We start from the raw sequence: 12,634 nt of genomic DNA on the forward strand, positions 1-12,634 counted from the left end.
CGCATCTAGAAACAGTGAAGAGCGCGTTTATAGGGGCAGCATAATGGCCGTTGGCGAAGATTGGGCGGCGCCCGAGATCCAGACCCTCTCCCTGTTCCTTCGGACGTTTTCATTCCCGTTGCAGCGGCAGAGGTCGGAATGCACGAAGAAATCATCATCAAACACGACGTGAAGGTCTCGTCCTGACGAGTCGGTTTCAGGCAGTATTAAAGGGAAGGCTCGTTGACCGCACAGATCGTGACGCCCTTGAGAGGTTTGTCTTCCGGTTGCCACTGGACCCTGATCGTTCGCAAGATTTAACGAGACAAGAACAACGTTTATTCGCCGGCAATACCTCCCGCGTATCAAGAGGAGAGCTCTTGTGAAACAAGAACCAAGAGTAGTGCCCGACAACTTCATAGAAATCGAGAGAAAATTCCTGATTTCGGACATTAACCTTTCAATGCTGCCCGATCACCGGGAAACGCTGATCGAAGAGACGTTCCTGTTGTCGCGGGACGTGAATCTGGACCGCCGTGTGCGGGCCGAGTACTCTCAGGGTGAGGTGCGGTACTACCTGGTGGAGAAGTATCTGACCTCAAAGCCGGCAATCGGTTTCAAGAGAAACGAAGAGATCGGCGAGTGCCGCTTTGAGACGTTCAAAAAACGCAGCGACCTCCGGCGCGACCCTACAAGAAAGACGCGATGGGAATTTATGTGGCACTCCCAGCAGTTCCGGGTCGACAAGTACGACGGCCCTTTGGAGGGACTGCTGATCCTTGAGGCTCTGTTGACGCACGAGGAGGAGAATCCCGATATGCCGAACTTCTGCACGGTAGTCAGAGAGGTGACGGGCGAGGAACGATACTATTGGCCCAACGTAGAACAGGGCAAGGACCAACGGCCGAAGCACACAAGGAAAAGCTCGGGCAGCTTCTATATCGTGGCGCTGGTCGACCTACTTGGCCAGGGAGACAAGCTCGATGAATTTGCAGGGATCCCAAAAACGGGAAAGGACAAACGGACGTTCAGCCGCCTGACCCGGGCCACCTTCGGGACGGTCGAGCGCTTCAGGGAGCGAATCACGGTCCTCAACCGTCCGCTGCACAAGGCACACGCGGTTCCGGAGATAGTCAAGGAAAAGCTCGATTCCAGGCAACTGCGGCTCGTCGGAAGGAGGAGCATTGAGCCCGCAATAGGCGTGCAGTTCTTCACCGACCTCGGGCTCTTGAAGATCAACCTTGCAGGACAGAGGGGCCATCGGCCGCTTATAACCCTGTACGGTCTGTTACGCCAGCTCGGCCTGCTCATGCTGACCCAGCTCGCGGAGGGGGTTTTCTTCAGGGGAGCCATAGAAGCGGGCATATGCGCCGAGCTGAGCGGGGGCGACCTTTATGGCCAAGCAATCGCGCGAGCCTACAGGCTTGAAGCAAGTGTCGCGGCGTATCCCCGGATTGTCGTGGGAAGGCACGTGGTGGACTATGTGGGGTCATTCGCGACAAAAAACCTTACCGGAGATGAGAGGGCGATCAGTGATTCTTACATAGAGATTATTAACAGTTGTCTCAGGGAAGATACCGATGGAGTCCTCACCTTCTTTTATCTGGATCCGCTCTTCCGTAAGTGCTACTTCGGTCATGAAAACAATTTCAACTACGTGGTGAAGACCGCCTGCCGGTCCATTCAGAGGCATCGAGATACCCGGTGCCAGGGGGACGCACAACTGAGCGAGCGCCTCGCGAGGATCGAGGAGTATTTCAAAAGCCAAGGCCGCTGGACGGACAGTTACTGAAACCCATCCCGGAACCTTGCTTTTCTGTGGCTAAATCACGTCCTGTTTGCTTAATCTTCATCGGGATGGTAAACTAAAGTTCGGTGTATCGACAATCGGCGATACGTCAGCCCCGGCCGGAAACGGCACTCTCCTGAACTCTCCGGTCTCCCGATTGAGCCATTCCTAGGCATACCGGGAATGATTTCTGTAAAGTAGGCCACAAGACACACAGGTCTCACCGGCCTCCATGTAATTGCCTTTCTTGAGAAGGGTATTCTCGCTACCCTCAGATGAGCAGTCCGCGAAAGTAGTTTATACGTTCGACGGGATAAGACGCAATTTTGCAGACTAAGGAGGATTATGATCAATCGTATGCCCGTACAGCCCCGAATGGTGGTCATGCAGTTGAGCACCGATGAGGGCGCTTTCATCTGCAACGTGAAAGAATCCGACCTGCCGAAGATCGATGCCGGAGAGGCCGGCACCCGTATCGTCATTCACTGTGCCATAAGGCTGGACGCAATGGCTGAAGGACAATACGAGCTCCACAAGACAAAGGTGATAGACACGAGCTCGATCGATTTCTATCAGTCACTGCAGCGGAGAGCACTATCTATCGTGCCGAAAGGGCGACCAGCCCTCGTACACGACAAGGGAGAGAAGGATGAGTAAACAGACGGGTATCCGCTGGTTTGCATTGAAGCCGATATCCATGGACGCCCCGGCCGAGACAGTGAGAAGTGCCCTGGCCCAGGCGGCCTGAAAAGTACCCTAGCGGGTTGCGACAAAAGGAGGAGGCATGCTTGTAGGAAAGATCGATGTAAGGGCAAGAGAAAAGATACTGGTCACGATACGGGACGGCAAGAAGGCGAAACTGATCGATGTTCGGGTCCATCATACGAGCGATGACGGTGAACTGGTGGCGACACCGGCCGGCATTTCCCTATCGGAGGATCAGATAGACCAGGCCGTCGAGCTACTCAAAGAGGCGAAAATAAGAGTGGCCGAGAAAAACTGAGATCGGTGCGGTGAAACAGGCATCAAATGGGCTTGATCATCCGCGCAGTATTTGAATAAAAAGAAAGGAGTCGGGCACATGGCGGAAGGGACAGTGAAGTGGTTCAACGATTCGAAAGGTTTCGGGTTTATCACGCAGGATGGCAGCGGCGATATTTTTGTGCACCACAGTGCCATTCAGGGTTCGGGCTTTAAGTCCTTGTCGGAGGGCGACAGGGTCGAGTTCGACATCGTGAAGGGGCAAAAGGGGCCGGCCGCGGGAAACGTGCGGAAGAAGGGCTGAACAGAGACCGTGACACAAATCGTGGGCGTGTCGGAAACCGGAGGCGTCGCGAAAGAGAAGCTCCTTGAGATTCTCACGAGGCTTCTCGGCTCTCGTACAGACTTGGGCTTTTTGCTGCAACTGAACCAGAAATGTCTCGAACAGCTTATTGTCGCGGTAAGGGTGCGTCTGGAGACAACGGCATGACCTACCGCGAACGAGAACAAAAATGGCGCTGGTCGACCATGTGAAATTGTGACGATTAGGTCTTCGGGATCTCGGGCACCTGAGGGTAGCAAGACGTCTGTACTTCAACGGCAGTCACCAACCAAAGGAATAACAAATGAACAATGTAGCGGAGTTTATCGAGGTGAGGCAGCGGATCGAGTTTCTCGCCGAGGAGATCGCAACGCTTATCGAACGGAAAACAATGGCCGGGGCGAAGACCAGGCTCGACGAGACAACTGAATTGCTGACGAAGCTCACGGCAATGGCCGACAACGATGTCCAGGAAATCGCTGTCGGCCGTCTGACCAGGCTCCTCGTCAAACTGGCGACGAAAGTTGCAGCGTCGAAGGCTCGCAAACGCGTCGTGAAGAAACCGCCCGTCTCTTAGGGATTCCAGTCGCCAAAACAAGAGACCAGCCCGCGAAGGCGAAAGCCTTCAATCGATAATGCCGGAGAGGCGTCATTAACAAGAAATTGATCGGCCTGTTCGGCTACACGAAGGACAGGTGCAACAAATGTCTATCCACGTAATTCCAATCCATAGACTCAGCCATGAAGCCTTGCAAGGCGTTATTCAGGAATTTGTCTCAAGACAGGGCACTGATTATGGTGAAATAGAGGTTTCGCCTGAAACAAAGTTCAGACAGGTAAGGCACAGACTGGAAACAGGATTGGCAGTTCTTATCTTTGATGACCAGACGGAAACGACCAATATGTTCCTAGCTGATAACCCTGTCTTGAGAGGGATTAAGGCGTTAACCGAGTGATCGGGGAACAATACTCATCCCGGATCTTGCCGACATCCATGTCACGCAGAGAGCATTCAAATGAGCAGCACCTGGTATTTGCCTCTCTCATTTAGTCCTTCCCGCAATCGTGAAAGCTGATTTGCACGCGAGCTTGCGCATTGATCCCGTAATGCACACCGGCACCCCTGGCGAGAGCAGTGGTGTCGCTCCAATTTATTGACTCCCTCCTTGCCTAAGACAGGAAAGGTCTCGTATATTATATTACTGCTTTACGTGGCAGTTTCGGAAGATGGGCTCACAAGTGACTCGCGAAGAGAGTAAGAATGAGTGAACCTACCAAAGTACTCATCGCTGACGCTGACCTTGGGATCCTCTCGCTCACAACCCAGCTCCTCAGAAGAGCGGGCTACGAGGCCTTGGAAGCCTCAACTGGTAGCGAATGTCTTGAGGCCGTACGAACCCACCATCCTGATATAGTCTTGGTGGACATGGTTCTTCCCGATATAGCCGGCCTTGAGGTCTGCAGACGGATCAAGACCGACCAGGAGACGCGCGGCACATTTGTGATTCTCGTATCTGGAGCCCAGGTCTCATCCGACTCCCAGGCAGAAGGGCTCAATGTTGGCGCAGATGGCTACACAATCAAGCCTATTCCCAACAAGGAACTTCTTGCTCGGGTCCAGGCCATGGAGCGCATCAAGCGGGCACAGGAAGCGCTTCAGGCTTCCGAGGTTCGTTACCGGAGACTTTTTGAGACGGCCCGGGACGGCATCCTCATCCTTGATGCCGCTACGGGAGAGATAGATGACGTGAACCCATTTCTGGTAACGATGCTGGGCTACGCTCGTGAAGAAATCCTGGGAAGAAGACTATGGGAGCTCGGGGCGGTCAAAGACATCGAGGCAAGCAAAGCGGCCTTTAAGGAGCTGCAGCGTACAGGGTACGTCCGCTACGAAAACCTTCCACTCAAGACAAAAGACGGACGGGGTATCGCCGTGGAATTTGTCAGCAATGTTTACTTGATTAATGATCACAAGGTCATCCAATGCAACATCCGCGACATCACGGAACGCAAACTGCTAGAGGAGAAGCTCCACAGCATATCCTTCCTTGACGATCTCACGTGTCTGTATAATCGGCGTGGCTTTTTTGCCCTTGCGCAGCAACAGCTGAAAATAGCAGAACGGACAAAGCAGAAGGTACTGCTCTTTTTTGCCGACGTTGACGACTTGAAACAGATTAACGACATATCGGGCCATCAGGAAGGCGATAATGCACTTGTTGATATTGCCGCTGTCCTCGAAGAGACTTTCAGGAAATCAGATATCATCGGTCGCGTGGGAGGAGACGAGTTTGCAGTCCTCGCCATGAATATCACTGATGAAACAGGAGCGGTCCTCATGGATCGCCTGCAGAACGCCCTTGATGCTTGTAACCAGCTCAGGACCGGAAATCGCAGGCTCTCGCTAAGCACAGGTGTCGCACGGTCTGACCCTGAACATCCCTCTTCCCTTGATGAACTCATGGCGGACGCAGATAGATTGATGTATAGACTGAAGCGAACCAAAGAGCGTTAAACGTATCTGACTATGACGACTCTGCCGGATTAGGGCAAGGAGACGCGAACGTTCAAGCCATCTTCCTAAGCTTCCTTCTGCTGACTTCGGGGAGAATGCCGCCTGGTGGTGGATCATGATCCTCGCCTTCAACCTCCATGCAGCGACGAAGCAGCTGGCCCTTGGAGAATCGTGGAAAACGAAAAGACTGAAGGCGATGAGGTTCTCTCTGATCAGCCTGCCCGGACGCATTGTCGAGCATGCACGGGAACTGGTGATCCGGCTCGCCAGGAGCCATCCCTCCTTGAAGGTACTTCTCGATACGCGGCAGCGGATTATGGATCCTGTTCCCCTGCTGTCAGGGTAATGCGATGCAAAAGAGCCTCAGGACAACGCGTGCACCGATAAAGGACCCCCAGGGAGAGGTGCACCCAAAACTAGGCCGCAGAACAGGCTACGATTGTGTCTCCATAGAGAATCAAAGGTGATTAGGCTTTCTCGATACCCGGAAAGTGCACACTCTGATCAAAAAGATTTACTTGAAGGCGCGGGGCAGACGCGGGAGAATTAGGTGGTGGATTCCGGGGACCCGACTGACTTGACTTTCTAGCTACAATATGGGATAATCATACTCGAAGTTGACGAACGTTTTTGTCGTACATGCGGCCGCAAAGACTTTGTCTTTGCGGCTTTTTTGTCCCCCAGGGACCTCGTTACTTCTACTGTTGAGAAGAGAGGAGGTGTTGGGTATGGCAAAAGGAACAGTTAAATGGTTTAATGAATCCAAGGGATTCGGGTTCATCGCCAGAGAGGACGGCGAAGATGTTTTCGTTCATCACACCGCGATCCAGGCCAACGGCTTCAAGACGTTGTCTGAGGGTCAGGCGGTTACTTTTGACGTAGACAAGGGTCCGAAAGGACTCCGCGCGACAAACGTCGCAGCAGTCTAAGCCGAACGACGGGCACACGAGAGAGGCCTCGATTCGTCGAGGCCTTTTTTCTCTCCACGCGACCCGCTTCATCGCCCTCTTTTAATGATGCGCCTTGCGGTAAGGCAGGGCATTTTACATATCGGAGGAGACCGCATGACCATAAAGAACTACGACCAGGCTACGACCCTCATCGACGTTGGGATGGAGAAAGAGTACCGCACCCCCGACGAGAGTAACGATTTTCCGCCCCAAAACATCTCCTCCCCTGAAGACGTAGAGGACATCTTCGATCTTCTCTCCGAATCGAACATCGATGTTGTCGATACCATGAAGGAAACAATTGAGACCCCCGAGGAAGGGCAGAGGGAGTGGGAAGAGACAGAACGGTTTCCGGCCGAAAATACTGACAATATAATCTGGGTCTACCTCAAGCACATGGGAAAGGTCTCGCTCCTCACCTCGGAAGACGAATACGATATTGCCAAGCGGATCGAGGTCGGAGAAAGCAAGATCAGAGGTTTGCTTTTTGAGCTGCCTCAAGCCATAGCTGAATTGCAGGAACTGTCAACGCAGGTTAAAAAAGGCACCATACATATCATTGATGTGCTGAAAAACATCGATGAAATGAATTATACCAAAAAAGCCGAAGAAGATTATAAGAAGAAGACGGTCGCCCTCATCGGCGCCTTGAAGAGGCAGTTCGAAAAAAGGCTTCAGCTAGAAAAAGAGATGCGCAAGGCTGACCCCTTCACAAAGAAGCAGCTCGAAAAGAAGAAGAAAGCACTCGAGGGAAAAATGGAGGAGACTTCGGCAAACCTGAACCTCCGTAAAAAAGTGCTTGAAGAGATCACCCGCAGAATCATGGAACGCATGAAGTTCATGGAGGATCCAGAGGGCAAGATCACCAAAGCGAACCTGGCGGAGATGGAGCGGATCGAGCGAGACTTGAACATGGTAAGAAATAGGCTTATCAAGGGTAACCTGAGACTGGTCATTACTATCGCGAAGAAGTATCTCAACAGAGGGCTCTCCTTTCTCGATCTTATCCAGGAAGGCAACATGGGTCTGATGAAGGCCGCAGAGAAGTATGATTATCAGAAAGGCTTCAAGTTCTCCACCTATTCCACCTGGTGGGTCCGGCAGGCAATTACCCGCGCGATTGCAGATTATGCGCGGACCATCAGGGTCCCGGTCCACGTACTCGAAACGATGAACAAGATTACGAGAGCGACCACCCCGCTCTACCAGGAACTGGGCAGGAAACCCACCCCGGAAGAGATATCGCACAAGGCCGGACTGCCTCTGGAAAAAGTGCGCAAGATCATGGAGGTCTCCAACGAACCCACATCGATACAGGCTCCGATTGGGGACGATGACTTACAATTGGGCGATTTTCTCGCCGACCCGAAATCCCCATCTCCTTTCGAGGAGCTGGTTGGCACTTCGTGCAAGGAAGAGATAGATAAAGTGCTCTCTACCCTGACCCCGAGAGAAGAGAAGATCATCAGGATGCGGTTGGGGATAGGCGAGAAGACAGAGTACACCCTGGAAGAGGTAGGGGACGTTTTCGGGCTCACGCGCGAGCGCATCAGGCAGATAGAAGCAAAGGCGCTCAGAAAGCTGAAACATCCGTCCCGGCGGAAGCGGCTGGAGAGCTTTGTCGAATAAGACCAGTTCGCCGATCAAGACCCCAGGACGCCGAAGGTATCCTGGGGTCTCCCATTTTCATACCAATCTTCTTTCATACTTTTTTCTGAGGGAGGATCTCCAAGAAGCAGGGTTAGCGCAACTACCTTGACGTAGTGGCCTCCGCTATGTCTCGGCTGTCTTATTCCATTCGACGTGCTCTCTCTTTCTTGGCAATCTTCAGTGCTGAACGAACGCCGAGATTCCAGATTTGCAGTCCACGATTTTTTTCATTTTCTACACCGCGTGCGCTTCTAGCTGATGGTACGTCCTGTTCGTGAGCATCGGGAACATCGTTCTTACGAGTTTATGTGCCGTGGTCAGCAGAGCCTTCCTAAAAGGTAAGCCTTCCCTTTCCCCCTGGAAGAAGTAGTCTCTGAAGGGGCCGACGTAGCGCACTACGCAGAACGTCATGTTGCAAATGATTCTTCTCAAATGTCGATTGCCCCGTCTTGATATCATGCTCATGGCCTCGTGCTTACCCGATTGGTGGATGGTGGAATCAAGACCGGCGAAGGCGAGACGGCTGCTCGGGCGACACGGCTGCCACTTCCCTCGCGGATTCGGACAACATCTTTCGGAGATCTTCCCCTTGTACGATCTCCTTCTCTGTGAGGAGATGGGCCAGATCATCCAAGACTTTACGCCGTTCCGAGAGGATTTTCTGAACCCTTTCCTGGGCTTGCTCCATCACGCGGGATATTTCCTCGTCAATCTGGGCGGCCTTGGTTTCACTGTAGGTTTTACCGGGAGTGTAACTTTCCGGAACGAACATCGACTGACGGGGGCGCTCGTAGCTCACCGGCCCCAGAAGATCGCTCATGCCATATTCCGTGACCATGGAGCGCGCAATGTCTGTTGCCCGCTGCAAATCATTCTGAGCGCCCGTGGAGATTTCTCCGAAAACCAGTTCCTCCGCCACTCTACCCCCCAAAAGAACGGCCAGCCGGTCCAGTAACTCAGCGTGCGTCATCAGGTAGCGATCTTCAGTCGGCCTCTGTTGGGTATAGCCCAGGGCCGCAATTCCCCGGGGGATAATCGAAACCTTGTGCACCGGGTCGGCGTACTTCACCGATTCAGCCACAATTGCATGCCCTGACTCATGAAACGCAACAATCTCCTTCTCCTTCAGATTCATCACCCGGTTCTTTTTCTCCAGTCCGCCCACCACCCGGTCGATGGCCTCATCGAACTCCGCCGAGTCCACTGTCTCTTTTTCTTTCCGGCCGGCGAGCAGGGCTGCCTCGTTGACGAGGTTCGCAAGGTCGGCCCCGACAAAGCCCGGGGTGAGCGCTGCAATCTTATGGAGATCGACGTCAGGGCCCAGGAGGACATTCCGAGAGTGGATTTTCAGGATTGCTTCCCGCCCGTTTATATCCGGGCGGTCTATTACAACCTGCCGATCAAACCTACCTGGACGCAGAAGCGCAGGATCGAGGATTTCGGGCCTGTTGGTGGCGGCCATGATAATGACGCCTTTGTTCGATTCGAAACCATCCATCTCAACCAGGAGCTGGTTGAGTGTCTGCTCCCGTTCGTCATTGCCGCCAAAAACATTTATGCCCCTGGCTTTTCCCAGTGCGTCGAGCTCGTCAATGAAGATGATGCAGGGGGCTTGGCCCGTGGCCTGAGAAAAGAGATCACGCACACGGGATGCGCCCACGCCCACGAACATCTCCACGAACTCAGAGCCGCTGATGCTGAAGAAAGGCACTCTTGCTTCCCCGGCCACAGCCTTGGCCAGAAGGGTCTTACCCGTCCCCGGGGCCCCGACCAGAAGCACACCCTTGGGGATCCTCCCTCCAAGCTTTTGAAATTTCTCCGGGCTCTTCAGAAACTCGACAACTTCCTGGAGCTCCCCTTTTGCCTCATCGATGCCCGCGACATCGGCGAATGTCACCTTCGTCTCAGTCTCCGCAAACAGCTTGGCCTTGCTCTTGGCGAATGACATAACCCCCATCCCCGGCCCCATCTTTTTCATGGCATAGCGCCAGATCAGGATCATAATGGCGATGGGAAGGATCCAGGAAAGGATGCTGCTCATGAACTTGCTCTCATAGTGTCCGGAATAATCAATCTTGTGTTCATCCAAGTCTTTGACCAGATTGGGATCGTCCACGCGAATTGTCGTGAACTGCTGGCCCGCTTTCTTCTCTTTGTCTTTCAGTGTTCCGGTGATATTCTCCGGGCCGATGGTCAACCTATCAACATTGCCCTGCGCTAGCTCTTGTTTGAATTTGCTATAGGGAATCGTCTCGACTTTAGGAGAAAAAAAGTACTGCTGCAGATAGACAATCAGAAGAAAAGCGATCAGGAAATACCAGATGCTGAAATGAGTTTTGGGGGGCAGACCATCCTTCTTCCTCCTGGCGTCGCGGGGACCAAAAAGAGAACGGACTTTCTCTTTTAACGCTTCCATCGGCGCTTTTTGTTCATTGGATGGCATAATTACCTCCCTCATACGTTATCAAAAAATGATTGGATGGTGACGCTCTCCCGTTTCGAGATCAGAAAAGCTAAGCAGTACTCGATTATCATGGTACCACACTTGGTGTACTTCATAAATCGTCCTTTGCGCAATACAGAGTGTCCGGCCAAAGGATGGACCTCATCGGATACCCTCTGATAGTGGCTTTCATCGCTCATACTTCACGCTTCTCGTGCTTTGCCTCGCGCCGCGTCTCGAGCCAGCCTATTGTTTTGGGTTGCTTTAACGGCCTCTTTGTGAGTAAACTGTAACGCGGATTAGATCAAAAAGTTATAGTACAGCGGTCTGACTTTAACTCCGCCAGCGCTATTGGGTTTTTTCATTCCTTTCTTTTCTCCCTCTGGGCTACCTTAACTGGCTCGTGCAGCACGAGGAAAAATATGTATTTCAAGCCTTGACCCTGCGCACGCTGAAAAGCCGCTGCGCTGTCTGGGGACCGAATCGTTGAGGCATAGCTTCTAAGAAGGAGACCTCAAGTTTGAGGGCGAGCATCAAAACTATTATCGCACACCTGCCTCTTTCGTGGGCGAGTCGTCGCAGAAACACCATGGCACAAAAATACGCCCCTGCCGAGCCGCCGCTGCGATCGGAACTCTTTAGCACCGAGCAGATGAAGGAGCATGGCCGGGCGCTGGCGGCCTCGCACAAAGTAGGTCTGGGAGAAGCTCCCGACCAGCTTCTGACGCGGCTGGCTGAGAATGAAGAAATCCTGATTGAAGCCTGCGATCTGCTGACCGCTGCGGTCAAGGCAAATCGCCGGATTGCGCCGGCCGGAGAATGGCTTCTCGACAACTTCTATCTGATCGAAGAACAAATTCACACGGCCAGACGACATCTTCCGAAGGGGTACAGCCGGGAACTACCGCGATTGCTGAACGGACCATCGGCCGGTCTGCCGCGCGTGTATGACATCGCTCTGGAGACGATCTCGCACGGTGACGGACGTGTGGATCCGGAAAGCCTCAGCAGTTTCGTGGCAGCCTACCAGACGGTGACCGGTCTAAAGCTAGGTGAGTTGTGGGCAATCCCTATCATGCTGCGCCTGGCACTCATCGAGAATCTCAGACGCGTTGGCGCTAGGATCGCCGCCGACAGGATTGACCGAAACCGCGCCGACTACTGGGCAGACGAGATGACCCGGATTGCAGAGAAAGACCCGAAAAGCCTGATTCTGGTGATCGCAGATATGGCGCGCTCGAACCCGCCGATGGTGAGTTCCTTTGTGGCGGAGCTCGCGCGCCGTTTGCAGGGCCAAGGTCCTGCTTTGGCATTGCCGCTCACGTGGATCGAGCAGCGGCTCTTTGAGTCCGGTCTCACGATTGAGCAGTTGGTGCGGTCGGAGAGCCAACAACTGGCCGCAGATCAGGCTTCCATGAGCAACAGTATAGGCAGCCTCCGATTTCTGGGGGCGATGGACTGGCGAGATTTCGTCGAGACGATGAGCGTTGTCGAGCAGACCTTGTGCGAGGATCCTGGCGGCGTCTACGGCACAATGGATTTTACGACTCGCGATAGATACCGTCATGTCGTGGAGAAGATAGCGAAAGCCAGTATACTATCGGAAAATGAGGTGGCTGGCAAGGCGGTCCAGCTGGCCAGGGAGGGCGCAGCCGCGAAAGGCAGTGCCGATCGAGCAGCACATGTTGGGTTCTATCTCATCGACAAGGGATTACCGCAGCTCGAACGAATGGTACAGATGCGCCAATCAGCCTCTGGAGCGCTTCGGAGAATGAGCCGTCGGTTTCCTTTGCTCCTCTATCTCGGTACGATCACGCTGATTACGCTGACTTTCACCGGGAGCTTATTGGCATATACGCAGGGTAACCGGTTACATGATTGGCTGCTCGCGCTAACCGCTCTCCTCTCATTGCTTTGCGCAAGTCAGATGGCAGTGGCGGTGGTGAACTGGCTGGCGACGTTACTGATCGAGCCGCACGTGCTGCCGCGAATCGATTTTTGCGAA

General features: G+C 53.5%; 14 protein-coding genes. 12 read left to right on the plus strand and 2 right to left on the minus strand.

From position 1 onward, the window contains the following. Positions 1-361 precede the first annotated feature (361 nt). The 11 genes from VMT71_16710 (at position 362) to VMT71_16760 (ending at position 8,165) form a co-directional block, all read left to right on the plus strand. A complete protein-coding gene (locus tag VMT71_16710; protein HVN25612.1) occupies positions 362-1,771 on the plus strand; it encodes a hypothetical protein in 1,410 nt (469 codons plus the stop codon). 342 nt (positions 1,772-2,113) lie between these two features. Further along, entirely contained in the window at positions 2,114-2,425 is a 312-nt protein-coding gene (locus VMT71_16715) for a hypothetical protein (GenBank protein HVN25613.1), read from the plus strand. A 127-nt stretch (positions 2,426-2,552) separates the two neighbouring features. Continuing rightward, a complete protein-coding gene (locus VMT71_16720) occupies positions 2,553-2,771 on the plus strand; it encodes a PC4/YdbC family ssDNA-binding protein (protein ID HVN25614.1) in 219 nt (72 codons plus the stop codon). A gap of 78 nt (positions 2,772-2,849) precedes the next feature. Then, on the plus strand, positions 2,850-3,053 hold the full coding sequence (locus tag VMT71_16725) for a cold-shock protein (protein HVN25615.1): 204 nt from the start codon (positions 2,850-2,852) through the stop codon (positions 3,051-3,053). A 9-nt stretch (positions 3,054-3,062) separates the two neighbouring features. Then, positions 3,063-3,239, plus strand: coding sequence for a hypothetical protein (locus tag VMT71_16730; protein ID HVN25616.1), 177 nt, complete (start codon positions 3,063-3,065; stop codon positions 3,237-3,239). Positions 3,240-3,375: 136 nt separating this feature from the next. Then, positions 3,376-3,648, plus strand: coding sequence for a hypothetical protein (locus VMT71_16735; GenBank protein ID HVN25617.1), 273 nt, complete (start codon positions 3,376-3,378; stop codon positions 3,646-3,648). Between the two features lie 127 nt (positions 3,649-3,775). Next, the gene (locus VMT71_16740) at positions 3,776-4,027 is read left to right on the plus strand and encodes a YheU family protein (protein ID HVN25618.1); all 252 of its coding nucleotides are present in this window, start codon (positions 3,776-3,778) and stop codon (positions 4,025-4,027) included. 305 nt (positions 4,028-4,332) lie between these two features. Beyond that, positions 4,333-5,586: a diguanylate cyclase gene (locus VMT71_16745; protein ID HVN25619.1), complete on the plus strand. Its 1,254-nt coding sequence runs from the start codon at positions 4,333-4,335 to the stop codon at positions 5,584-5,586. A gap of 28 nt (positions 5,587-5,614) precedes the next feature. After that, positions 5,615-5,932, plus strand: coding sequence for a transposase (locus tag VMT71_16750; protein ID HVN25620.1), 318 nt, complete (start codon positions 5,615-5,617; stop codon positions 5,930-5,932). A gap of 382 nt (positions 5,933-6,314) precedes the next feature. Further along, the gene (locus tag VMT71_16755; protein HVN25621.1) at positions 6,315-6,515 is read left to right on the plus strand and encodes a cold-shock protein; all 201 of its coding nucleotides are present in this window, start codon (positions 6,315-6,317) and stop codon (positions 6,513-6,515) included. A gap of 135 nt (positions 6,516-6,650) precedes the next feature. After that, positions 6,651-8,165, plus strand: a complete 1,515-nt coding sequence (locus tag VMT71_16760) for a sigma-70 family RNA polymerase sigma factor (protein HVN25622.1) — start codon at positions 6,651-6,653, stop codon at positions 8,163-8,165. A gap of 255 nt (positions 8,166-8,420) precedes the next feature. Here the strand turns inward: VMT71_16760 and VMT71_16765 are convergent, their stop codons facing one another. Together VMT71_16765 and ftsH are read right to left on the minus strand one after the other, a co-directional pair. Continuing rightward, entirely contained in the window at positions 8,421-8,645 is a 225-nt protein-coding gene (locus VMT71_16765; protein ID HVN25623.1) for a hypothetical protein, read from the minus strand. A gap of 40 nt (positions 8,646-8,685) precedes the next feature. After that, complete coding sequence (ftsH, locus tag VMT71_16770) at positions 8,686-10,629, minus strand: ATP-dependent zinc metalloprotease FtsH (protein ID HVN25624.1); 1,944 nt, start codon at positions 10,627-10,629, stop codon at positions 8,686-8,688. 589 nt (positions 10,630-11,218) lie between these two features. Between ftsH and VMT71_16775 the strand changes: the two genes are divergently transcribed. After that, positions 11,219-12,634 (plus strand): hypothetical protein (locus VMT71_16775; protein ID HVN25625.1); only part of this gene is annotated, 1,416 nt, incomplete at its 3' end.

The organism is Syntrophorhabdales bacterium (assembly GCA_035541455.1).
In the GTDB taxonomy this organism is placed as follows: Bacteria; Desulfobacterota; Syntrophorhabdia; order Syntrophorhabdales; family WCHB1-27; genus JADGQN01.

Bases quoted from the DNA above. Each gene is read 5' to 3' on its own strand.
- VMT71_16715 (HVN25613.1), top strand. From the start codon at position 2,114: ATGATCAATCGTATGCCCGTACAGCCCCGAATGGTGGTCATGCAGTTG.
- VMT71_16720 (HVN25614.1), top strand. From the start codon at position 2,553: ATGCTTGTAGGAAAGATCGATGTAAGGGCAAGAGAAAAGATACTGGTC.
- VMT71_16725 (HVN25615.1), top strand. From the start codon at position 2,850: ATGGCGGAAGGGACAGTGAAGTGGTTCAACGATTCGAAAGGTTTCGGG.
- VMT71_16735 (HVN25617.1), top strand. From the start codon at position 3,376: ATGAACAATGTAGCGGAGTTTATCGAGGTGAGGCAGCGGATCGAGTTT.
- VMT71_16740 (HVN25618.1), top strand. From the start codon at position 3,776: ATGTCTATCCACGTAATTCCAATCCATAGACTCAGCCATGAAGCCTTG.
- VMT71_16745 (HVN25619.1), top strand. From the start codon at position 4,333: ATGAGTGAACCTACCAAAGTACTCATCGCTGACGCTGACCTTGGGATC.
- VMT71_16755 (HVN25621.1), top strand. From the start codon at position 6,315: ATGGCAAAAGGAACAGTTAAATGGTTTAATGAATCCAAGGGATTCGGG.
- VMT71_16760 (HVN25622.1), top strand. From the start codon at position 6,651: ATGACCATAAAGAACTACGACCAGGCTACGACCCTCATCGACGTTGGG.
- VMT71_16765 (HVN25623.1), bottom strand. From the start codon at position 8,645: ATGATATCAAGACGGGGCAATCGACATTTGAGAAGAATCATTTGCAAC.
- ftsH (HVN25624.1), bottom strand. From the start codon at position 10,629: ATGCCATCCAATGAACAAAAAGCGCCGATGGAAGCGTTAAAAGAGAAA.